General features: G+C 47.6%; 22 protein-coding genes. 14 read left to right on the top strand and 8 right to left on the bottom strand.

Going from position 1 to position 26,855, the window contains the following annotated elements:
• Positions 1–44 precede the first annotated feature (44 nt).
• The 5 genes from QUA56_RS12460 (at position 45) to QUA56_RS12440 (ending at position 11,519) form a co-directional block, all read left to right on the top strand.
• Positions 45–3,320: a PAS domain S-box protein gene (locus QUA56_RS12460; protein WP_333357806.1), complete on the top strand. Its 3,276-nt coding sequence runs from the start codon at positions 45–47 to the stop codon at positions 3,318–3,320.
• 371 nt (positions 3,321–3,691) lie between these two features.
• Positions 3,692–6,922 (top strand): EAL domain-containing protein, encoded by a 3,231-nt coding sequence (locus QUA56_RS12455; protein ID WP_333357802.1) that lies wholly within the window; start codon positions 3,692–3,694, stop codon positions 6,920–6,922.
• A gap of 106 nt (positions 6,923–7,028) precedes the next feature.
• Positions 7,029–8,618 (top strand): glycoside hydrolase family 57 protein, encoded by a 1,590-nt coding sequence (locus QUA56_RS12450; protein ID WP_333357801.1) that lies wholly within the window; start codon positions 7,029–7,031, stop codon positions 8,616–8,618.
• Between the two features lie 692 nt (positions 8,619–9,310).
• Entirely contained in the window at positions 9,311–10,225 is a 915-nt protein-coding gene (locus QUA56_RS12445; RefSeq protein WP_333357800.1) for a heme A synthase, read from the top strand.
• A gap of 316 nt (positions 10,226–10,541) precedes the next feature.
• On the top strand, positions 10,542–11,519 hold the full coding sequence (locus tag QUA56_RS12440; protein ID WP_333357799.1) for a heme o synthase: 978 nt from the start codon (positions 10,542–10,544) through the stop codon (positions 11,517–11,519).
• 151 nt (positions 11,520–11,670) lie between these two features.
• On the opposite strand, the gene QUA56_RS12435 is transcribed toward QUA56_RS12440, so the two are convergent.
• The 3 genes from QUA56_RS12435 to QUA56_RS12425 are packed head-to-tail and all read right to left on the bottom strand — an operon-like array spanning position 11,671 to position 12,701.
• Positions 11,671–12,033, bottom strand: a complete 363-nt coding sequence (locus QUA56_RS12435; protein ID WP_333357798.1) for a DUF5615 family PIN-like protein — start codon at positions 12,031–12,033, stop codon at positions 11,671–11,673.
• A 4-nt stretch (positions 12,034–12,037) separates the two neighbouring features.
• Positions 12,038–12,358, bottom strand: a complete 321-nt coding sequence (locus tag QUA56_RS12430; RefSeq protein WP_333357790.1) for a DUF433 domain-containing protein — start codon at positions 12,356–12,358, stop codon at positions 12,038–12,040.
• A 28-nt stretch (positions 12,359–12,386) separates the two neighbouring features.
• Positions 12,387–12,701, bottom strand: coding sequence for a DUF433 domain-containing protein (locus QUA56_RS12425; RefSeq protein ID WP_333357786.1), 315 nt, complete (start codon positions 12,699–12,701; stop codon positions 12,387–12,389).
• A gap of 60 nt (positions 12,702–12,761) precedes the next feature.
• Here QUA56_RS12425 and QUA56_RS12420 point away from each other — a divergent pair, with 60 nt between their 5' ends.
• From QUA56_RS12420 to QUA56_RS12390, 7 genes are all read left to right on the top strand, one after another.
• Positions 12,762–13,007 carry a DUF433 domain-containing protein gene (locus QUA56_RS12420; protein WP_333357784.1) on the top strand — a complete coding sequence of 82 codons (246 nt, stop codon included), beginning with the start codon at positions 12,762–12,764 and terminating at the stop codon, positions 13,005–13,007.
• Between the two features lie 54 nt (positions 13,008–13,061).
• Positions 13,062–13,397 (top strand): DUF6883 domain-containing protein, encoded by a 336-nt coding sequence (locus QUA56_RS12415; RefSeq protein WP_172186779.1) that lies wholly within the window; start codon positions 13,062–13,064, stop codon positions 13,395–13,397.
• Between the two features lie 10 nt (positions 13,398–13,407).
• Entirely contained in the window at positions 13,408–13,647 is a 240-nt protein-coding gene (locus QUA56_RS12410; RefSeq protein WP_333357783.1) for a DUF4926 domain-containing protein, read from the top strand.
• Positions 13,648–13,770: 123 nt separating this feature from the next.
• The gene (locus tag QUA56_RS12405; RefSeq protein ID WP_333357782.1) at positions 13,771–14,007 is read left to right on the top strand and encodes a DUF433 domain-containing protein; all 237 of its coding nucleotides are present in this window, start codon (positions 13,771–13,773) and stop codon (positions 14,005–14,007) included.
• 217 nt (positions 14,008–14,224) lie between these two features.
• Positions 14,225–14,725, top strand: a complete 501-nt coding sequence (locus QUA56_RS12400) for a pyridoxamine 5'-phosphate oxidase family protein (RefSeq protein ID WP_333357781.1) — start codon at positions 14,225–14,227, stop codon at positions 14,723–14,725.
• Positions 14,726–14,897: 172 nt separating this feature from the next.
• Positions 14,898–15,134: a DUF433 domain-containing protein gene (locus tag QUA56_RS12395; RefSeq protein ID WP_333357779.1), complete on the top strand. Its 237-nt coding sequence runs from the start codon at positions 14,898–14,900 to the stop codon at positions 15,132–15,134.
• On the top strand, positions 15,131–15,343 hold the full coding sequence (locus tag QUA56_RS12390; protein ID WP_333357778.1) for a hypothetical protein: 213 nt from the start codon (positions 15,131–15,133) through the stop codon (positions 15,341–15,343). Before QUA56_RS12395 ends, QUA56_RS12390 begins: the two co-directional genes overlap by 4 nt.
• 135 nt (positions 15,344–15,478) lie before the next feature.
• Here QUA56_RS12390 and QUA56_RS12385 read toward each other — a convergent pair whose 3' ends face one another.
• Positions 15,479–16,888 (bottom strand): amidohydrolase family protein, encoded by a 1,410-nt coding sequence (locus QUA56_RS12385; RefSeq protein ID WP_333357772.1) that lies wholly within the window; start codon positions 16,886–16,888, stop codon positions 15,479–15,481.
• 423 nt (positions 16,889–17,311) lie between these two features.
• On the opposite strand from QUA56_RS12385, the gene QUA56_RS12380 reads away from it, so the two are divergent.
• The gene (locus QUA56_RS12380; RefSeq protein WP_333357771.1) at positions 17,312–17,506 is read left to right on the top strand and encodes a hypothetical protein; all 195 of its coding nucleotides are present in this window, start codon (positions 17,312–17,314) and stop codon (positions 17,504–17,506) included.
• 133 nt (positions 17,507–17,639) lie between these two features.
• A complete protein-coding gene (locus tag QUA56_RS12375; protein ID WP_333357767.1) occupies positions 17,640–18,263 on the top strand; it encodes a Uma2 family endonuclease in 624 nt (207 codons plus the stop codon).
• Positions 18,264–18,369: 106 nt separating this feature from the next.
• On the opposite strand, the gene QUA56_RS12370 is transcribed toward QUA56_RS12375, so the two are convergent.
• From QUA56_RS12370 to QUA56_RS12355, 4 genes are all read right to left on the bottom strand, one after another.
• The gene (locus tag QUA56_RS12370; protein WP_333357766.1) at positions 18,370–18,717 is read right to left on the bottom strand and encodes a XisI protein; all 348 of its coding nucleotides are present in this window, start codon (positions 18,715–18,717) and stop codon (positions 18,370–18,372) included.
• The gene (locus tag QUA56_RS12365; protein WP_333357765.1) at positions 18,693–19,121 is read right to left on the bottom strand and encodes an element excision factor XisH family protein; all 429 of its coding nucleotides are present in this window, start codon (positions 19,119–19,121) and stop codon (positions 18,693–18,695) included. Before QUA56_RS12365 ends, QUA56_RS12370 begins: the two co-directional genes overlap by 25 nt.
• Positions 19,122–19,280: 159 nt before the next feature.
• A complete protein-coding gene (locus tag QUA56_RS12360) occupies positions 19,281–22,154 on the bottom strand; it encodes a zinc-dependent metalloprotease (protein WP_445242903.1) in 2,874 nt (957 codons plus the stop codon).
• Positions 22,155–22,958: 804 nt separating this feature from the next.
• Complete coding sequence (locus tag QUA56_RS12355) at positions 22,959–26,498, bottom strand: hypothetical protein (RefSeq protein WP_333357754.1); 3,540 nt, start codon at positions 26,496–26,498, stop codon at positions 22,959–22,961.
• Between the last annotated feature and the right edge of the window lie 357 nt (positions 26,499–26,855).

Below are 26,855 nucleotides of genomic sequence, written 5' to 3'. Positions count from 1 at the left end.
TAATTTTCAATTCTCAAAGTAACACTTGCCTAAGTGTCAAAAATATGCCGGAAATTCCCGTTGAAAGTGCCGCACTATTTCAGAACAGCATCACTGAGCTAGATCGGGCGGAATCAGCCCTCGAACTCGCTTGGAACGAACTCGAAAAACAAACAGCAGCAACCATCGATTGCATTGCCAAATCCGGCTCAGCAAACGCACAGGAAATCAGCGACCGCTTTGCCGAGGCTAAGCAACTCCGCCAGCAACTTCAAACTCAGATCAAACAAGCCAACTCGCGGCTGGAATTGCACCTAGAAAACTCGCCAATGGCAGTTATAGAGTGGGACAGGGAATTTCGGATAGTGCGGTGGTCGCCAATGGCAGAACAAATATTTGGCTGGAGTGCAGCAGAAGTAATCGGCAAAGACTGGCACGAATTGTCAATAGTTCATCAAGAAGACTTGGAGCAAGTGTGCGCCGTCACAAATCAACTGTTACAGGGCAGCGAACCCCGCAACATTTGCCACAACCGCAACCATACCAAAGATGGCTCGGTAATTTACTGCGAATGGTACAATTCTGCACTAATCGATGAATCGGGAACAGTAGTTTCAATTCTCTCTTTTGCCAGAGACTTAACCGAACACCACCGCACTCAAGAAGAACTGCACAGGCGCGAACAAGCTTTCAGCACCCTAGCAGAAAATGCGACCGATATCATCGCCCGGTTCGATCGAGAATTGCGCCACATTTACCTCAACCAAGCAGTCGAAGCTGTTACCGGAAAACTCCGGGGCGAATTCATCGGCAAAAGTAACAAGGAATTAGGAATGCCGGCACAGCTTTGCAACTTATGGGATGAGGCTTTTTTTAAAGTTTTCCGTACTGGCAAACAAGAAACTATAGAATTTGAATTGGCTACTCCTGACGGTATAAAATACTACCACAGTCGAGTCAGTCCCGAATTTGCTGAAGACAATTCAGTCGAAACAATTTTAGTGATCGCCCGCGACATCACAGAACTAAAACAAGTCGAATCCCAGTTGCGGCAAAGCGAAGCCAAATTTAGATCCCTAGTTGATTCTAACTTGATCGGCATAATTTATTGGGACATTAACGGCTGCATTACAGATGCAAACGGCGCTTTTTTAAACACGGTAAATTACACGCGGGACGAGCTGCTTGCAGGAAGAATTAACTGGCAAGAAATGACACCGCCAGAATACGTGGGTTTAGACACAGAAAAAGTTGCCGAACTGATGGCAAGAAATACGGTTTCTCCCTTTGAAAAAGAATACATCAGATCCGATGGTAGCCGCGTTCCGGTGCTGCTGGGCAGCTCATTTTTAGAAGGAACTAAGCAGTTTGGTGTCAGTTTTGTGCTGGACTTAAGCGATCGCAAACAGGCCGAATCAGAACTGCAAAAACATCAAGAACTTTTAGAGAGCATCCTGACAACTATCCCCAACTTTCTCTACATTTACGATGCAGTAGAAAACAGAAATATTTATGCAAATGAATCGGTCACAGCGATGCTCGGCTACACTGCAAAAGAATTGCAAGATTTGGGTACAGATGCTCTGGCTAACTTGGTTCATCCCGAGGATATGTCAAAACTAATTACAGGTATGGAGCGGCTAACACACAGCAGCAATCCCCATGAAACAGATGACATAGACTACAGAATTAAACACAAAAACGGGGAGTGGCGCTGGGTGCACGATCGGTCTACAATCTTCAAAAGAACCCCAGACGGACAAATGAGCCAAGTTATCGGTTCCGTACTCGACATCACCGATCGCAAACAAGCCGAAGAATCATTAAAACAGCAAAAAGAACTGCTGCAAACTATCTTCGACAACGTGCCGGTCATGGTCGCATTCTTCGGCAGCCACGGTGAAATAAACTGGGTAAACCGCCACTGGGAACAAGTGCTCGGCTGGAGTTTTGCAGAAGTCAAAGACCGCGATATTTTGGCAGAATTTTATCCGCAGCCAGAATACCGCCAATACGTTTTGGATGAAATCCAAGCAGCAACTCAGAACTGGGGCGACTTCAAAACAAAAGTTAAAGACGGGCGAATAATCGACACTTCTTGGGCAAATGTTCGCCTTTCCGACGGCAGGTGTATCGGCATTGGTCAAGATATCACCGAACGGAAACGAGCAGAAGCTGAACTCAAAGAACTCAACGAAACTTTAGAAGCTCAAGTCGCCCAGCGTACCGCAGAATTAGAGACTTTTTTTGACGCTTTGCCGGACTACATTTATGTTGTAGAACGCGACAATATGCGCCTGTCTTTTGTCAACCAGCCTCTTGCCGGATTTTCCGGTTTCGACAGCAGGCAGCAGATGCAGGGAAAAACCATTTTTGAGTGCTATCCCAGCGAACTCGCAGAACTATTTCGCGGGGAAAATTTGCAGGTATTTGAATCAGGAAAAACTCTCCACTACCAGGAAAAATTTGTGACTGCGGGTGGCAATGCTTACTTTGACACGTTTAAAATTCCGCTGAGAAATCTCGACGGCGAGGTTTATGCTTTAATTCGCACTGCTCGCGATATCACTGAGTTGGTAGAGACAAAACAAGCCTTGTCAGAACGTACAGAGCAATTAGAAGCTGCCAATAAAGAATTAGAATCTTTTTCCTATTCAGTTTCCCACGACTTGCGCGCACCTTTGCGACACATTTCAGGTTTTGTGAGTGTCTTGAAGCAGCGGTTAGAATCAACAGATGCTTTGAGCGATCGCAAAATAGTTCACTATATCGAAATAATTGAAGACAGCAGCCAAAAAATGAGCTTGTTGATTGACGGTTTGCTCGCCCTGTCGCGGGTGACTCGCACCGAGTTAATGCAAATTCCGATCGATCTTGCGCGTTTGGTGCAAACTGCGATTAAATTGACTAAACCCCCAACTGTCGCAGAGCCGGGGCAAACTCCCCCCAGCGTTGAATTTGCCGTCGGAGATTTGCCGGCGGCGATCGGAGATCCAACTTTGCTGCAACAGGTGTTCAGCAACTTGATTAGCAACGCCGTCAAGTTCAGCCGCGGGCGCACTCTGGCTACAATAATTATTGATGGTTTACCGGATGGAACGATTTTTGTCAAGGATAACGGCGTGGGTTTTCCGATGGAATATGCCGATCGGCTGTTTGGAGCCTTTCAGAGGCTGCACTCCCAGAGAGAGTTTGAAGGTACAGGCATCGGTTTGGCGATCGTCCAGCGGATTATTCACCGCCACGGTGGCACGATTTGGGCAGAAAGCGTACCTAGTCAAGGAGCCACGTTTTACTTTAAACTAGGGCAAACAATCTCAAACGGTAATATAGATTCGTAAGTTAACAGTATAATAGTTTTAAATTGTAAATTTAAAACTATTATACTGTTAAATAAGTCACAATCGTTGAGAGCATCCGAATGAGTGCTTTCACAGGAATGTTCCCTGTGGAAGATTCAAGCGACAAATATAGGCTTTGCCGTGCAAGATGCTCGCATTCCTAAAAAGCGCTTTTTACAGAATAGGGATGCTCCCCAATCGGTTCGGTGAGCCCTCGGCTGCGGGTACTAAATAAAAGTTCTGAGAAGATAATATATAATTAATTTTTATAAAAATCACTAAAATTTTCGATATAAAATTAACAAAACTCACTTTAATAAATGACATTTAGCAACAACAAGAACAACAAATTTAACACTTCAAAATGCCTTATGTCAGATATAAATCAGACCAACTATCGGCTAATAATGGTAGCAGAACCAACATTAAAATTGTTGATTGTCGAAGACATGGCAGAAGATATGGAATTAATAGTGCTCGCCTTAGAATCGGGGGGAGTAAATTTTAATTTCGACACGGCCGAAACAGCAACAGAGTGCAGAAAACTGCTCGAAAATTGCAAGTACGACGCTGTACTGTCAGATTACCGCCTGCCGGGTTTCAACGGTTTAGAAGTGTTGAAATTAATGCAGGAATTAGGGCAAGACATACCATTTATTTTAGTAACGGGAAGTTTGGGAGAAGAAGCAGCAGTAGAGTGCATCAAAGCCGGAATGACCGATTACGTATTAAAAGGGCGGCTGTTTAGATTGCCAACAGTCTTAGAACGATCGCTCCAAGAATACAAAATGCGCCACCAGCAGCAAGAAGCGATCGCCAAAATTCACCGGCAAGCTCAGCGAGAAACGATCGTCAACCGCATCGGCCAAGCCATGCGCGAAACTCTCGTACTCGACGAAGTGCTGCAAACCACCGCCGATCAACTGCATGAAGCTCTAGAAATTAGCGGCTGCGCGATTTTGCAGCCAGATACCGCAGGCGGGATCGGGATTCGGTACATGAGCTCAAAGGCAGTCAACAGAGAACGGGCGATCGGGCTAAATTGCGAATTTGCCCAACACTATCGCTCCTCCCTCGCCAGCGGAGAAACGATCGCGATCGCCGAGTTATCGACTCTGGCCCCGTCCCTGCAAGCAGCAGCCGAAATTTTAGGGTTTCGCGCGATCGCGATCGCGCCGCTGCTCTACCAGCACTCATTTTTGGGAGGAATTTGCCTCTTCCAGTGCGATCGGCCGCGCTCTTGGAGCGCTGAAGAACTATCGCTAGTCAAAGTCATAGCCGATCAGTGCGCGATCGCGATCCACCAAGCCGAACTCTATCAACAAGCCCAAACCGAACTCGCAGAACGCAAGCGCGCCGAAGCAGCAGTCCGCGGCATCCAGCAGCAGCTAACCACAATGGCAGCTAACATTCCCGGCTCAGTCTACCGCCTCGTGCTGCATCCAGACGGCACAACCTCCATGCCCTACATCAGTCCGGGCGTGCGCGAAGTTACTGGATTCGGGCCCGAAGAAGTAATGGCACGCCCGGAACTGTTGACCGAAATCATCCATCCAGAGGACAAAAGCTCGTGTGACAAAAGCGTAGCAGCATCGAGCTCGAATCTTTTGCCCTGCGATCGCCAGTACCGGATCGTGTTAAATTCCGGCGAGGTGAAGTGGGTGCAAGACAGCGCCAGATTTTCCAAAAACGAAAACGGCGACGTAATTATAGACGGAGTAGCTCTCGACATCAGCGATCGCAAACTTGCCGAATCATCCCTGCGGCAAAGCGAACAGCGATTTCGATCGCTGATTGAAAACGCCACAGACATCACGATCATTCTTGACGCCGAGGGAATGTTCCGCTACATCAGTCCTTCCGTCAAGCGAATTTTAGGATACGCGCCCCACCAGGCGCTCGGGCGCAACGCCTTACGGGCAGTTCACCCCGATGACTGCGCCGCGATCGCCCAAACCCTCCACAAAGCCCTTGAAAACCCCAAAAGAAGCCAGTCCCCAGTTGAGTACCGAGTCCGCCACCGCAACGGTTCCTGGTGTTATGTAGAAGCTGTAGCCACCAACTTGCTGCACGATCCCGCAGTCAAGGGGATCGTCGTCAACTGCTACGACATCACTCAGCGTAAACTCGCCGAGGAACAACTGCTGCACGACGCTTTTCACGACGCCCTCACCGGATTGCCCAACCGAGCGCTATTTATCGATCGGCTGGAACACTCTCTGAGGCTGGCAACACGGCGCAAAGACTACTTGTTTGCCGTGCTGTTTCTCGATTTAGATAGATTTAAATTAGTCAACGATTCTCTCGGCCACGCCATCGGGGATCAACTGCTAGTAGCGATCGCGCAGCGTCTACAAACTTGTCAGAGGGGAGGAGATACAGTGGCCCGCCTCGGAGGAGACGAGTTCGTGCTTTTGCTCGAAGACATCGACGGCATAAATGAAGCTACCAACATTGTCAACCGCCTGCAAAAAAAAATTACCTCTCCCATCCTTCTCGGCGGACACGAAGTATTTATCACCGCCAGCATCGGCATTGCTTTGAGTTCTGGCGAATACCTAGAACCGACCAACCTGCTGCGAGATGCCGACACAGCAATGTACCGCGCCAAAGAACTCGGCAGAGCCCGACACGAAGTTTTCAACAGTTCCATGCACGCCCACGCTTTGTGGCTGCTGCAGCTAGAAAACGACCTGCGGCGGGCGATCGAATCAATTAGAGACCCGGCCAGAGAAGAAGACTCTCCCCAATCCCCCCAATCTCCCCAATCTCCCCAATCAGGCTTACCTCCCTTATCCGCAGCGTCCCAGTTTATCCTTCACTACCAGCCGATCGTGTCGATCGCCAACAGCACAATTACCTGTTTTGAGGCCTTAGTGCGCTGGCAGCATCCAGAACGCGGCTTAGTTTCCCCCGGCGAATTCATCACAATCGCCGAAGAAACCGGCTTGATCGTACCCCTCGGCCGCTGGGTACTCCGCACAGCTTGCCACCAAATCCGCGAGTGGCAGCAGCTATTTCAAAGCAACCCGCCTTTGAGCGTCAGCGTCAACCTTTCAGTCAAACAGTTTTCTCAGCCAGATTTAATCGAATACATCGACCAAGTTCTCGAAGAAAGTCACCTCGATGGCAGCAGTTTAAAACTAGAAATTACAGAAAGCGTGCTCATAGAAAATTCCGAATCAGTAACAGCAATGCTGGTGCAGCTCAGAGCCCGAAACATACACTTGTGCATTGACGATTTCGGCACCGGCTATTCATCACTCTCCTACCTGCACCGCTTCCCCACCAATATCTTAAAAATAGACCGCTCTTTTGTTAGCAGGATGGGAGGTGAATTCGATTTCAGCAAAGGAGGCATTGACCCGACAGAAATTGTGCGATCGATCGTTACTTTGTCGCACAATTTAGGCATGGATGTAGTAGCCGAAGGAGTCGAAGAAGCCTCGCAACTATCTATACTCAAAGGGTTAAAATGTGAGTACGCCCAAGGATTCTTTTTCTCAAAGGCAGTAGACTCTCAAACAGCAGCAGCCCTAATCCGACAGCAAGCAGAAAATCAGAATTTGCTGACATTTAGTGTGTTAGAGAAAGGCTATTAAAAAAACACGGCATTTTGTGCGTCCCATTTCAGCATAAAATCTTAAAATATTTTAAAGCTGTCCCTAACTACTGGCGTCAGTTAATAACTACGGCATCCAAATCACTATGACTATTGGCTACCTCGCCCTCGTTCTTCACGCCCACTTGCCTTTTGTCCGCCACCCCGAAAGCGACTACGTTTTAGAAGAAGAATGGCTGTTTGAGGCGATCGCGGAAACCTACATTCCCCTGCTGCAAGTCTTTGAAGGGCTCAAGCGCGACGGCATCGACTTTAAAATTACCATGAGCATGACGCCGCCCTTGGTGGCAATGCTGCGCGACCCATTGCTGCAAGACCGCTTCGACGACCACTTGGCTAAACTTGAAGAATTAGCGGATCTCGAAATCGAACACAACAGCGGAAACGGTCACCTCCGCTATTTGGCAGAACATTACGCCGCCCACTTCTCTCAAGTTCGGAACTTTTGGGAAAAGTACGATCGAGATTTAGTAAAAGCCTTCAAAGAACACCAAGACACCAACAACCTCGAAATCATCACCTGCGGCGCTACCCACGGCTATTTACCGCTGATGAAAATGTACCCCGAGGCAGTTTGGGCGCAAATTCAAGTAGCCTGCGACAACTACGAAGAAAACTTCGGCCGCCGACCAAAAGGCATTTGGCTGCCCGAATGCGCCTACTACGAAGGCTTAGAGAGGATGTTAGCCGACGCAGGCCTCCGCTACTTTCTCACAGACGGTCACGGCATCCTCTACGCCCGCCCGCGTCCCCGCTACGGCAGCTACGCCCCGATTTTCACCGAATGCGGAGTAGCCGCCTTCGGCCGGGATCACGAATCATCGCAGCAGGTTTGGTCTTCCGAAGTCGGCTATCCAGGCGCGGCCGAATACCGGGAATTCTACAAAGATTTGGGCTGGGAAGCCGAATACGACTACATTAAGCCCTACATCATGCCCAACGGCCAGCGGAAAAATACCGGGATTAAATATCACAAAATCACCGGTCGCGGATTGGGTTTAGGCGATAAACAGTTGTACGATCCTTACTGGGCAAGGGAAAAAGCGGCCGAACACGCCAGCAACTTTGCTTTCAACCGGGAACGGCAAGTCGAACACCTGAACGGCATCATGCAGCGTCCCCCGATTATTGTTTCACCTTACGACGCCGAACTTTTCGGTCACTGGTGGTACGAAGGGCCTTGGTTCTTAGATTACCTGTTCCGCAAGAGTTGGTACGACCAAAATACCTACGAGATGACGCATTTAGCCGATTATTTGCGGGAAAATCCGACTCAGCAAGTTTGCCGCCCGTCTCAGTCTAGCTGGGGTTTCCGAGGTTTCCACGAGTATTGGCTGAACGATACCAATGCTTGGATTTACCCGCACTTGCACAAAGCTGCGGAACGGATGATTGAGTTGGGAAGCATGGAACCTGCGGATGAGTTGCAGTGGCGGGCTTTGAACCAGGCCGCGCGGGAAGTGCTGCTAGCTCAATCCTCTGACTGGGCGTTTATCATGCGTACAGGGACGATGGTGCCCTATGCAGTGCGGCGGACTCGATCGCACTTAATGCGCTTTCACAAGCTGTACGATGAAGTCAAAGAAGGCAAAGTCGATTCCGGTTGGTTGGAGAAGGTTGAGGAGATTGACAATATTTTCCCTGAAATCAACTATCGCGTTTATCGATCGCTTTAAGCAAACTTCGAGCAAATCCCCAAAGTTTAAAACGAGTTGCGACACAAACAAAACCCGCCGTCGCGGGTTTTTTTTCATACAATTGTCATTAGCAATCATGGTTGAATCTCGGAGAGGCTGTGGCACTATATAAAACAATAATTGAGTTGGGATATTTATGAAATTTGAGCCGATCGAAACTCGGGGCTGTGAGGCGTGGACTCAGGAGTGGCTGGCTTATAGCTTGCTTAATTTGTTGACTGCCGTTTTATTTGCCGTCATACTCCTACTAGGAGTAGAACAATCACCTAAATATAGTTTGTTGCAAATGATATTTTTTAGTTTTTTTTATACTGTTTAGTTTTTTGTAAACACTTTCGAGCGGCTCATATCACAATTATTTCATAAATTGTTTTTCTTAATTATATCTTTATTTTTCCGTCAAGGCTCAACAGTGGGGGAGTTCTTAATTATCCACGAGCGAGGAAAGATTAAAGTTTTTTTAAGTTTGACAAAATAAAGGAAATCTTTTGTAATATAAAGAAGAAAGTTGGAAATTTTCTCAAAAAAAGTAATTGGATAAAAGTGTCGCTAAGGTAGTAAAAATGACGGTTTTTCAGAGAAAAAGAGTGTTAAGCTCGGGTAAGCTCAGCAAAAGTAAAAGCTCGCTATTTAATTAAGTTCGATCGATAACAAAGGCTAAGGTAAATTTCATGGCAAACTCAGTTTTAAATCAGCCAAACGCAGCAGCAGGAGTGCAGTGGCAGCCAAAAGATATTATCCGCGGCTTAGTGTGGAAAATTGCGATCGCAACCTGGCTGTTAATGGCCGTAGGCAGCGCCACGCGCGTGATGAATGCGGGGCTCGCTTGCCCCGACTGGCCGCTGTGCTACGGTCAATTAATACCCGCTGCACAAATGAATTTGCAGGTATTCCTGGAGTGGTTTCACCGTTTGGACGCCGCGGCGATCGGCTTGAGCGCGATCGCACTTTTAGGACTATCTTTGTTTTACCGCAGCCGCCTGCCAAAATGGCTGCCGATTGCGAGCGCCGGGGCAGTATTTTTAATCGTTTTTCAAGGCGTATTGGGCGGCTTGACAGTAACGCAACTGCTCAGATTTGACATCGTTACCGCTCACTTGGGAACAGCTTTACTATTTTTTGGCGCCCTGCTAGTCATCGGTTTCATGCTGACTCCCTACGAAGCTACAGGAAATGTCGGTAAATTAGCTTGGGTAAGTTCGATCGCAGCATTGTTAGTTTACCTGCAAAGTTTGCTAGGAGCATTAGTAGGCTCTAGATGGGCGCTGCACCAATGTTTGAACTCCTCAGAATTGTGCTCGGTAATGAACAGCCACATCGCGGGTATCGTACCTGCTACCGCAGCAACTGTAGCAGTAGCAGTCATGGCTTGGCGGCAGCCTGCACTGAGTTCAAACTTGCGAAAACTGGCTAACTGGGCGAGTGTTTGTCTGATTGCTCAATTAGTTTTGGGATTGGCAACTTTCCGGCTGCACCTTCAGGTAGAACCGCTAACAGTCGCCCACCAAGCAGTCGGTGCTGCTTTGCTGGGAACCTTGGTTGCTTTTAGCGTTTTAGCTTGGCGCGATCGGGTTTTATCAGCTTGAGAGTAATATCATGTCCGGTAGCATCGTTGTTATTATAATCCAAGGTCTTGTAGGGGCGGGTTCACCATGATTCTCGATCTAAAAGCCAACACTTTCATAAACCCGCCCCGCCCATACGATCACCAATCAACCGGACAGGATATAAAACGCAGATTTATCTATTCCTTGAGTAAGAGAGGGCTGATTTATCTCTCGTCGGTGGGGGCGGGTTTATTAATCCTTTTAGTTACGGCAGATATCTCTCGTAAAACCCGCCCCTACGAACCAATGACAACTAACTGACAACTAACAACTAACAACTAACAACTAATAACCGATGCAAGAAGTTCTTACAAACAATAGCCCTCGCCTCCACGAAAACTTTTCGCAAGTGGTGAAAAGTTACTACCAACTAACAAAACCGAGAATTATTCTGCTGCTACTAATCACCACATCAGCAGGAATGTGGATGGCCGCCAAAGGAGAAGTAGACCCGCTATTGCTGGTATCAACTATTACTGGAGGCGCTTTGGCTTCCGCGTCTGCTAATACGATTAATTGTGTCTACGACAGCGACATCGATTATATTATGGAGCGCACCCGGTGGCGGCCGATTCCTTCGGGGCGTGTCAAGAAGCGGGATGCTTTGATATTTGCGATCGCCCTAGCTACAATATCCTTTACATTGCTGACAGTTGTTGCCAACTTATTAGCCGCATTGCTAGCGATGTCAGGCATCGTTTTCTACGTCCTAATTTACACCCACTGGCTGAAGCGCCACAGCGTGCAAAACATCGTCATCGGCGGTGCAGCAGGGGCGATTCCCCCGTTAGTTGGGTGGGCTGCGGTTACGGGAGATTTGAGTTGGGGTGCGTGGCTGCTGTTTGGGATTATCTTCCTGTGGACACCGCCGCATTTTTGGGCATTAGCCATGATGATTCGCGACGAATACAAGGAAGTAGGCGTGCCGATGTTGCCGGTAATTGAGGGCGACGAAGCCACAGCCCGCCAAATTTGGATTTACACTCTATTGATGCTTCCTGCAACTTTGCTGCTGGTGTATCCGCTGAATTTAGCGGGCGCTGTGTATGCGGGAACAGCTATTTTCCTCGGTGCTATTTTTGCCCAAAAAGCTTGGTTGCTGTTGCAGACTCCAGAGGATAAGATTGTTGCGCGATCGCTCTTCAAATACTCTATTCTGTACCTGATGCTCTTGTGCGCCGGAATAGTCGTTGACAGTTTGCCTGTGACTCACAATTTTACTACTGCTATTGTGCAAAATGTGCAAACTTTGATTAGTGCAGTTGTAATGTAGTCTGCTTTTAGAGCCCCGACTTCTTGAAGAAGCCGGGGCTCTGGGTATATGCAATCTACCCTCAAACCAACTTAAAGTTGTGGGTATAGAGTTAAGATTGAGTAAGTCTCCTAGGTAATGTATGCCAGTTTTTGCGATCGATCCGAAATTCCTAAACGATAGGTAGAAACTCTATTCGATCTTGATACTCATTATCAAATGAACCTTCAGCTATCAAAATCAACTGCTCAATATTCTCGCCAACCCCTAGCTTTTGATTCAAAATAAAAATTCCCGCTACATGATGTTCTTGAGCTACATGATCTGTCAAATGAACTGGCATTGATTTGCGGTTATTGGTAACTAGAATAAAGTCATTATTTTCACACCAAACTAAAATTTCTGGGTCTAGGGTTCCCCTGGGTGGTGCAGTCAAGTCACCAACTGCCATCACAAATAAATCTGGCTTTAACCGACGTAGTTGCGTGGTGTAAATTGGATCGACATTTTCATCCATAAGATACTTGAAAGCCATAATTCTAAATCGCCAGCTTTTGAGCCTTCAATTTTTTGAGTTTTTCTACCACGGGATTTGGGTTTCGCTTCTGTTCTTCTCTCATGCGATCGCCCCACTCTAGCCAATCTTGTATATACGCTTCTACCGCTTGCTTATTCTGCAAGTAATACAGAATAGTAGCATAGACTTGTTCTAATCTTAGCGAGGGATAAGTCTGGGCAATTTCTTCGGGAGTTTTGGCGCGAAAGAGATAATCAAACAGAATCGTTTCAATTCCTATTCGCGTACCTTTGAGCCGAATATCATCGGCCGCTAGAAAGTTGAAATAATCTTCTAATTGCATACTGATCAGTCTGTGGGCGATGTATTATTTACGATCTTAGCATTTCATCTTTACCAAAGTTGCTGTACAAAGCTTCAAGACGCTTGGCTTCTGCTGCTTGATGGATCAAATCAGTTTCAATTTCTTCGGTGTTGGCATGATAGTAGGTGAGTGCGGCGTAGACTTCGGCGAGGGTGAGATGTCCGATGCGATCGCAAATCTCTTCAGCATTCAATCCTCGCTTGTACCAGGTTACAATCCGGCGAACAGTAACGCCTTTACCGAGGATGTGGGGACATCCACCATGCAGTCCGGGAGTGCGTGTAATGAGCGTACCAATGTCAATAGATACTGCTGCGGTCATAAATTTTATAATCTTAACTATACTCATAATAGATGAAAATCCTATAGAGGCGCACTGGCTATGAACTGGAAAGCACACATTCACTCAAATCCTAAAATTCTGCTTGGCAAGCCTGTAATTAAGGGGACACGAATATCAGTGGAGTTCGTTCTAGGGCTATTTTCAGAAGGTTGGACGCAGCAACAAATTATAGAAAACTACCCAACGCTTAATGCTGAATCTCTACAAGCTGTGTTTGCTTTCGCGGCTGAGTGCCTCAAAGAAGACGTATGTTACACACCTTTACTCTTTGCTGAGGCAAGTTAATGCGGTTTCTGGCCAATGAAAATTTTCCACCAAGTGACTTGACCATTTCGACAGATGAAATTACCCAACGGAGAGAAGGCACTGCTGGGCGACAAGCTTGAGCGATACTCACTAAATATGCAGCATCCCAAAGGAAAAGATAAAGCCATCCTATTTAGAAATCGATTGGGAATTACACTAGAAAACAAAGCTATTTTAGAAGTCGCTTTATTAGAATGTGCGGTCAATCAGGAGGCAGAAATTTATAAAACAGACAACTATGGAACCCAGTATGATATCAAATTTTTCATGACTACGGAAACAGGAAGCTCTTGGGTGCTGTCATGTTGGATGATTCGCACCGATGAAGACTTTCCCAGGTTAACTAATACCTATCCTGTCAATAAGTGAGGATACTATCATGACGTTAGATGAGTATGATGTTGTTGCCTTGACCGAAGAAATTCAGGCAATCCATAAAGACACCTCTCAGCCAATTTTGCTCCGGCCCGGACAAGTTGGCACGATTCTGATGAGCTTTGACGATCGCGCTTATCTAGTAGATTTTGCGGATGCTCAAGGTAATACCTATGCAATGGAAATCGTTCCCTCAGAAAAACTCATGCAACTCGTTTATGAGCCACTTCCTGCCTACGCCTAGCCTACAAATAATACTTTATAGAGTATTGAGCAGGAAATTGCGATCGCAGAATTATATCGGGGTGTGAGTTTGGAGCGATAAATGAAGTAAGCTAGAGACAAAGGTTTTAAACAATTTTAACTAATGCCTGCATCCGTTGCTTATCTGTTTGACAGAATCACAGTGAACCCAAGGCAATGTGGCGGTCGTCCCTGCATCCGGGGAATGCGGATTCGAGTCATCGATATTCTAGAATTGCTAGCTGCGGGTTTGAGTTTTGAGCAAATTATCGAAGAATTGCCAGACTTGGAACTTGAGGATCTCAAAGCGGCGCTTCTCTATGCAGTCCGCAAACTCGACCATCCCGTTTTAGCCGCATGACAATTTGGTTGAATGCTCATCTATCACCAGCCATTGCTGTGTGGATTACTGCTACTTTTGGTGAAATACATTAGCGATCGAGCGATCGGCGGTATTTTACTATTCTATTGGGTATTGTACCGCAAATGCGATACAATTATAAGTTGTGCGGCTGCGCGCAGCGTTGTGGTTATTTCAATGCGGGCGGATTATACTTCCTATCACATAAGAGTGTTTCATGAACGATGTTAACCTTGGTTCCGCAGCAGCAGAACTGATTCGCACTTGTCCCTACGCGAATATCGCAACCTCGTTTGAAGATACGCCGTGGAACACGCCGGTTTCTGCCGTCGCTGATGACGAATTGAATTTTTATTGGTCGTCATGGGTAAATGCCGTTCACTCACAAAACTTGATCAAAAATCCGAACGTCTTTCTCACTCTTTATGATTCCACTCGTCCAAGCGGAACAAACAACTTTAAATGTTTGTATCTGCAAGGCATTGCCGTGTCAGTAACGGCAAAAGAGGAAATCCGGAAAGCTCACGAATTGGTGTATCCGGGCAAAGAGTTGCAACTGGAGCAGTTTTCGCCAGACCCCATCAAAAACTTCTACAAAGCGATACCCAAAGTGGCGTGGCTTAATTGTCTTTCCGTGCGGAACCTCACTCCCAGCACGATAAAAATGCGTGTAGAAGTTTCTATCGAGGAGATTAGGAGATATCATCAGAGTAAGTAGCCATAAGACAACAGCCGCACAAAAATGCGCTGCACACGACCGCCTACAGCCTACAAATAATACTTTACAGAGTATTGAGCTGGAAATTGCGATCGCAGAATTATATCGCGGTGTGAATTTCGAGCGATAAATGAAGTAAGCTAGAGACACAGGTTTCAAACAATTTTAACCAATGCCAGCATCCGTTGCTTATCTGTTTGACAGAATCACGGTGAATTCAAGACAATGTGGCGGTCGTCCCTGCATCCGGGGAATGCGGATTCGAGTCATCGATATCCTAGAGTTGCTAGCTGCGGGTTTGAGTTTTGAACAAATTATGGAAGAATTGCCAGACTTGGAAGTTGACGATATCAAAGCTGCGCTTCTCTATGCAGTCCGCAAACTCGACCATCCCGTTTTAGCCGCATGACAATTTGGTTGAATGCTCATCTATCACCAGCCATTGTTGCGTGGATTACTGCTACTTTTGGTGAAATAAATCAGCGATCGAGCGATCGGCGGTATTTTTCTATTATATTGGGTATTGTACCGCAACTGCGATACAATTATAAGATTTATCGGCAGCACGGTAAACAATCTGCAAAAGCTCAAGGTTTCTTGTATGGGGTGCTTCGATAAATCTAGTCGTTGCAACTGACGCGAATTTAAGATTGTTAGCTTCGTTGAGAGGCGCGCGCGGTTGAACTAAATCGTTATGCCGCCTAAGTTCTGGGTTGAGGCAGTAGTTTGAAGTTTATTTGTTAAATGACAAGGTTAAGTTCTTAAGAAAAAGTTGACAGACCTTAACGAATCTTTTGCTTCTCGAATAACTTCCTTCGCATTCATTGCCAAAAGTTGACCGTTTCGCTTTAGAATCCTTCCATCTACGATCGCGGTATCAACATTTGAGGGTTGAGCAGCTTCAACTAATAAATGTGCTGGATCTGTAAATACTCCTAAATTCAGGTTCTCGGTAGATACCATAATCAGATCGGCACGCTTACCAGGTTTAAGAGAGCCAACTTGATGATCGATTCCCAACGCTTGCGCTCCGTTGATAGTTGCAAATTCTAAGATTCGTCGCGGAGAGAAAGCAAACTCACTCTTGGCTTGAGCATTACCAACATTTTGAATTACTTTCATGATTGCAAACATATCTGCATTTCCTGACAAGGCTGTTGTATCGATTCCAAGGCTGATCAACACGCCTGCTGAAAGCAGTTCTTGAATCGGAGGAAAGCCAAAACCAGTTCGCATTTCTGTGAAAGGGGTCAGGCTAACGGCTGCGTTACTTTTTGATAAGTGCCGCATTTCAATTAGCGTTGCCGCAGTCGCATGGACAATGAGTACATCTTTTGCAAGTAACCCGTCCTTATAGAGTTGATCGATTTCTCCAGCTTCATCCAGTGAGGAACTTGCATGAACCGTAATTGGAAGCCCTATTTTTCGGGCTATCTCCCAATCCCGGTGATAGTTTTTGTAGGCAGAAACCTCTCGCGGCGCAAATCCTAAAGATATCAAACCATACTGGGAATTTTTCATCTCACGATGCAGCCTCATGATGCTGTCAAAGTCAGTGGCTTCTTCTGATGCTTGATCTTTGTAGTACCCGTAAGAAAAACGAGCACGAATACCTGCATTGGCGATGGCGCGGACGGATGCACTAGCGTAATCAATCGTGCGGGCGTTGTGGTTAAAGTCGTGTATCGTTGTGATTCCTGAATAGAGTGCCTCAGCCGTTGCCAATTGCGCTGCGCGATACATATCTTCTGGCGTGTATCGCTTGCCCAAACGCTCGGTCATGGAAAAATACCCCTGTTCTCTGGTATCACCGGACATACTTCGCAGCAAGGCAGTCCACAGATGCCAGTGTGTATCAATAAGACCTGGCAAGACGATCATATTTTGTCCATCAATCGTTTCGGCTGTTGGAGCATCTAACTGAGTTCCGATCGCAACGATTTCACCATTCCGCAAATGGATATCCCCGGTCAGATCTCCAAGTGCTGAGTCCATTGTCATGATGTAAGCATTTCGGATGATTATCTCTTTGCGATCGGGCAATCTCACTGCCGATTGTGCCGCCATGACTGGGGATGTCCAAGTCTGGGTTAGGCTAACGGTTCCTAAAGCTGCTGCCCCAGCTAAAAAACTACGTCTGTTTAATCTGCCTTGTTCTTTCATCTGCGATCGCTTCCTAATAATTCGTAGCACAACCTTCTCGAGGAAGTGAGCAAGACTATGGTTTGAGAGTGATGACTCAATCAACATTTTAACAATACTTCGGACAGTTTTTGATTCCAAACCTGAGAATAAGGGTTTCCAGGCGATTGGGCAATCAAGCTACTAACGAAAAATCGAGGTTTTGAGACTACTAACTAAAAATTGTCCGGACTATTGATTTTAACTATTTGCTTAATTAATCACCTCTCTTATTAGTCAAGGCAATTATGGCGGCATAACAACGCAGTGGAGCGGACATGATAAAAGCTTTGCGCTTCGTTTGGATGATGCTTGCTGCCGCTCACTTTAGCCGTTAGACCGCTAAATCTGAGTTCGGTAGTGGCTTGAATGTATTTATCAAATTCCAACCCAAAGGTGAATGCCATGCAAGCCAAACTTCAAGAACAACTTTCTCCTGCTGATGCCGAAGTTATTTTGGGACGTTTGCCAGAACGAATTAAAGCGGCTCTAATTGCGCGTCCTGCAGAAATTGAATATCCGATCGCCATTTCGATCGCCAGTTTTCTCGACACAGAAGCATTAGGTTTCGTAGATTGCAAACCAGGACGCGGGCAGTAAAACCGAGAAGAGGTGTCAAAGTTTACGGTATACTTCCTTAACGCACCCTACAAGAGCAGCGATCTATCTCTCTACCTCACGTTAAGCTAGAAACAGACAACAGAGAGCCAACCTACGCAAAAGGTTAATATCAATGGTTGCGATCGCCCAAAAAACCCTTTCCTTCGAGGAATTTCTCAACTGGGATGACGACTCAGGCAGGTCATTCGAGCTAGTCAATGGAGTTGCCATGCCCCTGAGTGAACCCACAGCCAAACATGAGGATGTCGTCGATGGATTATGTCGTCTCTTGGTAGATCATTGCCAATCCTTGAACCTTCCCTACGTTCCTCGACAAAGTAAACAAGTCAGATTGAACGCTGCCCCGGGCGAAAGTGAATCGAGTCGTAAAGCCGACATTGTGGTGTTTGCTAAGGAAGAATGGGTCAGAATGCGTCAAAGTTCTGCCTCTGCTGCTGCCTATATTCCACCTCCCTTGGCGATCGAAGTTGTCAGTACGAATTGGCGGGATGATTACCGCATCAAATTGAATGAGTATGAAACTTTAGGAATCCTGGAGTATTGGATCGTTGATTATGCAGGGTTGGGAGGCGTTCAGTATATTGGTTCTCCAAAACAGTCTACGATGACCATCAACCGCTTAATCGATGGTGAATATCAGGCACAGCGATATCAAGGAGAAGCCATTATTGTTTCTCCAACGTTTCCTCAGTTGGTATTAACCATCGCTCAAATCGTTGCGATGACAGAAGTTTAGCGTTTGCAAATTATTTGTAGGGTACTTTGTATTGCCCAAAAAATTATTAAGGTGCGATATACGCTACCAAGCTGATATTATCTAAAATCTCGGTCGAGACGAGAAGCTATGCGATCGCATATCCAGTATACTCTCGGACTTCCGGTGGATGGAAAGCAAGAACAATGCAGTCTTTGGGCACGCCAGCGGCGACGAGTTCGTCAGTGATGCCGTCTTCAATCCCATCATAGTGAATCCAGATTTTGTCATTGCGGATTTCGGCGTGAACCACAGTACCATGAACTCGCAGATGATTTTCCCAACCTTCATGTATCAGCATAAAATGGTTGCGATCGCGGCTGACCACCACATAGGTAATCACATCCCCATAAGTATAAGGAATATCCGCATAGTATTGGAGAATTTTCTCCAACGTCTCACACCATTCGTCTACGGGTTGATTTGCGGTTGCCATTGGATAATCTCCTCCATGTTTGGGTCAAAAACTATCAGGCGAAAACCTGGTTCTTCTAGCAGCAATTGCCCAGCTTCTTCTTTAAACAACGTTTCAAAGGTGTTGCGATTAACAGCTAGGTATAGACGACGCTCTGGCTCTCGTTTTTGCAGCGTTCTGGCGTACATAAAGAACTGCCCCCAAGCATTTTCAAGGTCATTAATCGGTGATGGACTGAGGAAGCTTTTGATCTCGATCGCAATTTTTTCAGACCCTCGTTCAGCCGCAATTAGTTTCTGGGCGCCCAAATCGACAAAGACCGAGCGGCCCCCAATTTTGAGAATCAGTGGGTCATGAGTGATTGTCCAGCCATCTTTGATGAGGGCGGTGCAGACAGTATCGTGATAAAGGTCTTTGGCAGGCATAAGGGCTGTTCTTTTTAGCTTCCCTGTCTATCTATCGTATACGACGCAAGTTCCGAATTATTTTAAGTTGACTGAGATTCTCAGAAACCGGGTTTTTGACCAAATCTGCGGGCGACAACGAAATATCTTCCTCAAAAACCCGGTTTCTGAACCCCCAAATTAATTCGATTGAATCTGCGAATTCAAAACCTTAGAAATCCGATCGCGCGTTTCCTCCAAATGAGCCCGCGTATAAGCATCCGCATTCCGATCCAAATTCCGAATACTCTTGCTCAAACCCTCCCGCAACTGCCGCAACTCGTACCAAGCCAGAGTCCGCGCATCCTCTGGAACACTGGTTTTTCGCAGCACCATTCCCATCAAAATCGCCAAATGTTCCCGCTGCAAAGAACGCCGAAAAGTTGAAATTTGCATCTTCTTTTCCGCCTGCAAAACCTCTTTCCAGATATCCTTTTCCAAGGTATCGAACACTTCCGGCAACCTCAAAGCAGTTTCCGGCGATGATTTTAACTCCGCATCCCGCAGTCTCGCCAGCCGCACCGGAGATAGCAAAACTCGCAGCACAAACCGCTGCAAAAAAGTAATTCGATCGCCGATCGGGTAATCTAGAGGAAACACCAAAGCCGGACTCCCCCAGTGCTCCCAGCGGGAAGGTGCCAATTTGTTCAGCAACTCCGGCGCAAAACTGAACGCATCCGGCGCAAAAACGTACTTATCCACTGTAGCCAAAGCTTCTCGCTGCTGAGAAAGTTCGATCGGCACAAACGGCAACTTCGCATTAGTATCTCCAGGGCGAATCCGATTAAACGACTGTCCCCCCACATACAAAGTCGCATTCATCACCTGCTGAACATAATACCCGAACACCGAATCAAACATCACCCGCAGTTCGTTATAACCGTCTTCCCCAACCGGAATTCGCTTTTCTAAACGCTTCCACATCGCCCTAGAATTCTCCAATTGCCATTGCGAATACTCGAGCATATTGCCGCTGAGATCGAAAGTATTTGCAGCGGGATCGAGAATATCAACAGAATCCTCATCCGGCGCGTAAGCTAATTGTTGTTCCGCAGCGCGGCTGGCAATTTGTTGCAGCGCTGGTAAGTCGCTGTTGGGGTTTGCGCCACCAATCACCTTGTAACCGTACTCGATCGCCCAATCGTCATAAGGCCCTACAATCACCGGATAATAGTCGCCCTGTACAGTTCCCTGCGGCGCCAAATTAATCGGCACGTAATCCATCACCGACGCCACCATACCTTGCGCGCGAGTTACCTGAGTATTGTTCAAATCCTCCGGTTGCAGCATCGTACTCCCGTGAAAATTGTGCCTCAAACCGAGAGTGTGACCTACTTCGTGCGCCGTCAAAAATCGGATATATTCATTAACATAATTGTCAATTGCCGCACCGCTAGGCGCTGCATTTTCCAACAGATCCATCGACATTGCCCCGATCGCAAACTGCCGGCTCGATTCCAACCCAAAACACATATCCGAACTCGACATCAACCGCGACAAAGGCGAGCGCTTTTGCTCTTGGTATCTTTCCACCAAATTCGGCAAATCCTCAGCAATTCCACCTCGATCGTTTTCCCCGCTGCTTTTTCCTAAATCCCCGTTTTCTAGCACCTGCAAATATCGCGAATACATCCCGAACTGACAGGGATTGGTATTAGAACCGTTTCGCCCTTGAAAACTCCTCGCTAGCGAGCGATTTTGTTCCACCAAAGACCGATAGCCCTGTTTGATTTGCCGGACAACATTAGCATCCAAAAGAATGTCAGCATCCAAAATTTCCCCAGTCAGCGGGTTAGTGCGAGACGGCCCGATGCCTGCAAACTCAGGCTCAAAAGAACTCGACCAGCGAATAGTATTGTAGCGGACATCAGCCGGGTCCCATTTAGCGTTGTCCGGCATTTGTTTGACCTGAATTGCCTCAGTAAAACCTGCCTTTTCAAAAGCTTTGTTCCACTCCAAAATGCCCTCGCGAATTGCATTTCGGTATTCGAGAGGCACATTATTTTCAATCCAAAAGACGATCGGCTGCACCGGAGGCGACATAGGCGCCGTCGGGATTTGCTTTTGCAAATGCCAGCGATTGATATAGCGCACAAAAGGCTCCCGGCTGCTATTGTCAGAAAAGTCTTTATATGCTGTGAGAAAATAGCCCACTCGCTCATCCGCCAGTCTGGGGCGGTAGCCGTTATTTAGCGGCACTTCCGAGAAACTGTAGTGAATGCGGAGGTTAAAAGCCCGACTGTCAGGAATCGAAGGTAAATAGTTAACCGCACTATCATTATCGCTAGAAAAACCGTAAATAGAAGCAATCTCCACATTCAGCGGAAACGCTTTAACATCTTTAAAATAAGACTTGTCTGCATCGATCGAGTAAGAAGCGCCCAGAATCATCGGCAAAATCGCTTTTACCCCCGGTAAATCGCGCTTTTCGCTCATCAGCAAATCGCCTAAATCGATCAGCAAGGTTTGTCTTTGCGGATGAATGCTTTTGAGCGGCAAAGAATAAAGAATCGACTCGCTAAATGCCCTTTCCACCGAACCCGCTTGCGGGTCGCCCGGACTGGTGCGAAAATTGATATTTGGTATCACAAACTGCACGTTATTTTGGACTCGGCGCAGTTGAAACAAGAAATCGCCGATCGGCAATCCGCTAAAAATGCCCCCTTCCCCCAAACCCGAAGCCAATGTCACGAAACACAGGAACTTTTTGTCTAGTTGTTGCTGTGTAATTTCTAGATAAACTTTATTAGTTGCTTGATTGCGGTAAAGGGTAAATAGTCCCTCTAACTTTTGTGCGTCTTTGACAACCTGTTCAAAGGGTTCCAGAGTTTGCTGTTCGCTACTTTGTTCCTTGCTGGGCGGCGGAGATGATAAAGCTAAAGGTAAAAATAAACCTTTATACAAACTGAAACAGAAAAATGCTAAAGATAATAGAAAAAATATCATAGGCAGATTTTTTCTGGAACTTTTTATCTGTTGATTTTTGCTTTTTTCTGGAAATATCAATCTTTTCATTTTCAGTATCCAGCCGCAGGAAAGAATAGTTTTGAGATAGTCGCGGAGTATGAGTTGTATCATTTCCGGTTCATCGGAATAATATATTTGGATGATAAGTGCGAGCGTCTCGCTCGCGGCTACAGATCGCGAGCGAGACGACGTGAGCGCGCTCATAATTCCGATGCTACCGGACATGATATTATGAGTTAAATAAGAATCATAGATATTGCACAAACCGCCCTTACAAGAAGATTTAAATCATTTAACTTACAGCATATTCCAGGTTGATGAAGTACAGCAGCCGCTATATTTATATTGTGTGATGTTAATATGTAGGGTGCGGATCTGCGACCTTTTAAATGGAACTTGCAGATTGACTCTGAAAGCGACGCACCTTATACTTACTACAAGATTATGTGTACTACATATACATGGAATATGCTGTATAACAAGACTTATAGCCTTTCTCAAAAAGATGAGGTATGACTGACAGCTTACATAACCACCCAGACTTATTGGGCTGAAGCCCAACTACGTACCTCATCTTTCTGAGAACCGCTATATAACAAGACTTATGACAGTTTCATTGCTGACGCGCTTGGGGGCTAGAAACCCGGTTTGTACAAGAATTTTGCGTTTAGTAACGAGAAATTTATGAAGAAACCGGGTTTCTGAGCTCGGCGTGCGTAAGTCGTAGTTCTCCCTCTCTCTCGAACATAACAGACAATCTCTCGCTTAGCAGTAGCTGATAAATTCTCCCATTCTCCCACTCTCCCATTCTCCCCCTCTCCTTCATAGATATTCACCGGAAAGGGATTAACTCTACTTCTTCGCCGGCCAGGGAATCATCGGATCTTGAGCCAACCGCTTAGAAACTGCAACAGCCCCGTAGCGGTTGAGGTGGCTGGGGTCGGAAAAAGATTCCCGTGCCTCTGGCCACAATAAACTATTATCTCGGAAAATTAGTCCGCTTTGAGCTGCTAATTCTTGCATATATTGCCGGAATTCTTGTTCGTAACTTGTCCGCACCGGGTCTAAATAATCTTCAGTCAGAGGCATATTCACAAACACGAGATTGATGTTGCGAACCTTGGTAAATTCGATCAGATTTTTGAGTGCTAGAGCTTGTTCGCCTATCAATTTAAAATCTTGATAGTCGGAGTCGTAATAGCCAGATACTTTCGGGTGCTTCTGAAAGTAAGTATCGGGATTGAAGCGTATATCGATCGGCAAAAAGCCGTTTGGTTGAAATTCGCTGGGTGGTTTACCCCCAAGAGTTGACTGGGCGTTTTCAGTGGTTTGTTTGCCCAGGGCTGCGGTTTGGGGGATCTCGGTTGCAACAGGGGCTGATGGATTGGCGAGCGATCGCAAAAACCCTTTGAGCCGATCGCGCTTTTTGTAAGTTGCAGAACCCTCCACCAACTTTTGACTCACCAATTGCTGAACGTTAGCTTGAGTTTGTTCCAAATTTTGCACCAATTCAGTTGCAGTCGCCACCGGATTTTTTGCACTCTCTTTCGATCCTTCGGTATCTAATTGATTGGTGCGGATCAGAAAACTCCCCCGCGACAATTGCCTGTAACCTTCCGAAGAAGCGATCGCGCTAAAAGTCAAATCCGGCCGCCCGCTGTTGAGAGCCCTCGCCCCGTCCGCCAAAACCAGCAATTTCGGCAATTGTTGCGGAGGCAAAATCCGGCGGACGATCGAATCTACAACCTGGAGAGTAGCTCCGTTAACCCCAAAATTGTAAGCCCTCAGCCCCGGATAGCCCGAAGCTGCCAAAGCTGTTTCCAAAACCGCCGGGTCGATACCCCGCAGCGCCCTCGAACTGCCGACAATTAAAATATCCGGCGGTTGTTTGTGCAGGTGGATGTACTCTTGATAGCGCGCTATCTGCTCGTCAAGCTGCTCGCTTCTCAAAGTCGGGAACACGGGAGCTGCAGAAACATCAGCTACAGGAACGCTAGTATTTCCCGGTTTCGTAAAGCCAGAGCCGTTGAAAGCCTCTTCTCGGTTCGCTTCCGGCGACTGCTGCAACGGGATTTGAGGTAAATTCACCTCCCCAGAATGGGAAACCGGGTTCGGGGTTTCGTTCGGCAGTCGGGCTGTAACGTCGCCAAAAGCCTTGGGAGAGGGATTTTGACAATTTTGACCCTTACAAACTTCGGAGGCGCTAGGAGCTTGACTGACCGCCGCAGATTGCAGAAATAGACCCAGGAGCCAATCGGTATTAAAAGTCAGCACACAGCCGGCGATCGCCCAAACCAAGGCCATTCCGGCCGCGCGATCGGCTCTCACGCCCCCCGGCGCAGCAGCATTTGTTGACAAACCATCGTTGGGAACAAACAAACCCGAAGCGACAAGCGGGTGCACCGCAGCTTGAACTAACTGCTCGCCCAGATTGTATCCGGGGAGTCTGATTTTGAAGCGGGGCCGCCAGGGATTGGGCACCTGCTCATCAAGCTTCTCGCCCAAACCCGAAAAAGTCACATCCTCCGCCGGCGCAAACTCCGGCACTGGTTCCTTTTCCAAGACAGCCAGTTGCGAGGGAGCCGGTGCCGGAGCCGCCGCTGATTTTTCGTCAACCGCCGTTCTGAGGTCGATCGTGTAGCGCCACAGGGGCAGTTTCTGGCCGGCCCGGCGCCCGTAGACTCGCACCCCTGCCACTCCCGGAATTTGTAAGTGCCGCAAGAATTTAGCCACCGGCGGCCCTACCTTCGACTGAGAAGGGCAAGTCAGAGCTTCAGTCATGACGTGCAGCACGTCGGCTTTGTGCAGCACGACAGCCCGAATCCCTCCTGTTTCCAGCTTGCGTCTGAGATTGGGGTTGAGCAACCTGTTCAATAAAAAAGTCAGAGCCAATTGGTCGCCCCCAGCCGCCAGCGTTTTGGCGCTCGCAGCCAAGTCGGGGTGGTGGGCTGCAGGCAAGTCCACCCAGTCTATCCACACCGGCGACTCCGGCTCCGCCTGAGAGTCCTTGGCCGGTTCTACGCCGTAGATAGTAGCTGCGCGGATGCCTTGGGGCGCGAAGGAGGCTAACAAAGGGGCGATCTCGTCGGTGGTTTGCTGCTTGTCGGGGTATTCTTGCCGTTTAGGTTTTTGTCCTTTTTTGGCAGTTTTGCTGCAAAACAGGTGGAGGGTTGCTTCTTTGAGGGTGGCCCGCACTTCGACTTTCGATGGTGCCAAGTGTTGGTTTAGCAGTTTGGCGATCGACTGCACGTCTCCCCACCTGGCCCATTCCTTGAGAATTGTGTCCGGCGAAGTCAAATCCACCCGCAGCAGCCAGTCCGGCTTCGCTTCGCCGGTCACTTGGCTGCCGATCACTGCTTCCCGGAAATCCTCTAGTTGCAGTTTCCGCAGCCTGCCGGCGATGGGTTCTGCCAGCAAGGAGGGGTCGGGGCTGTAAGCTGACTCGCACAGCACCAGCAGCCGGCGTTCCTTGGGCTTGAGATTTTCCGGTGCATTCACGGGCAGGGTTTCCCGGCTGCTTTTGATTTCTTTTTCGCGAATGCTTACTTTCACCGAAACTCCCATCGGCCCGAGGATTTCGCTGAGATAGCTGGCGATCGCATCTGGATAGCCCCGGCGCGCCAAAGTTTCTGGCGAAACCGTCAATGTTCCATCGCGATCGCCCTCGCCTGAGTCAGCTTCGGGGGATTGAATCAAAGCCACCGCGCCGCGGTTCGCTTGCTGCTGGGGGGCTGTTTCCGGCGCGTGCCGGCGGGGAACGGGGGGACTGAAAGCTTCCCGCGCCGCAGCAGCCGAAGTGTCGATCGTGACGGGGGAAGTTTCAAAAACTTCTGGGTATTCAATGCGGGAAGCAATCGGGAGACTTTCGCTGTCAAAATCCAGTTCTTCTCGCACCTGCGGCGCGCGAGCCGATGTTTCTACAGGCTTTGGTGTCTGTTTGAGTTTGCGGTTGTCATTCTTAAATTTGCCGAAAAATCCGCCTCTTTTAGGGCTCGCTGGCGGTTCGTACGTCAGGGGACTCGCTGGTGGCGGCACTTCTGCCACTTTTGGTTCCGGTTGCGCTTGCTGTTGCTGTCGCTGCGGACTGCTGCAATCGAGCCGGACTGTCCAGTCATTTTGTCGGGAACCTAGTTTGCGGCCGCACAGAAACAACTGGTAAATTTTAGGTCGATCGGGCAGCAGTCGCCTTAAATCTGTTTGTTCTAGGGCGTTGGTAAATCTCGCCGTCACCAATTCTTGAGACGGACACTGCGCTGCTTCGCACAAAACGTGCAGGTGATTTCCCCGCAAACGTGCTTGTACTTGAACTTCGGGAAGCCCTAAAGCTTCTTGCGCCCACTGCGACGCGGCCGATCGATTGTCTGCCAATATGCTCCCGTTCGCATTCAACATGGGACTTTAAATTTCGTCAAGGCTGGTTTTGTTTTCTAGAGATAGCACAGTTTACAAGTTTTACAGACAATTATTTGATTTGCCGAGTCTAGAGTCTAACCGTTTGGTAAGGTTTAACCCTTGCTGGACTTACTGCCTCGCCCTGTATCCCCTCGGGATCGTTGGGAAATAGTTGATTTGATAATACCTCGAATGTATTTTGGCACAGTTAGGTGCAAGTTAAGCGAAGGAAGAAGTCTTCAGTCATCAGTCATGCCGCAGCAGTCAAGATGATTATTTCCCCTGTATAGCAACCCCGCCAGACGATCGGGACGTTCTGGCATTGCTGAAACTCTTGCTATAATTGCTTCTTCCTCC

It is taken from the genome of Microcoleus sp. N3A4, assembly GCF_036701805.1.
Lineage (GTDB): Bacteria > Cyanobacteriota > Cyanobacteriia > Cyanobacteriales > Microcoleaceae > Microcoleus.
The sequence above is the reverse complement of the archived record's forward strand: the minus strand, read 5'-3'. Positions and strand labels throughout refer to the sequence as shown.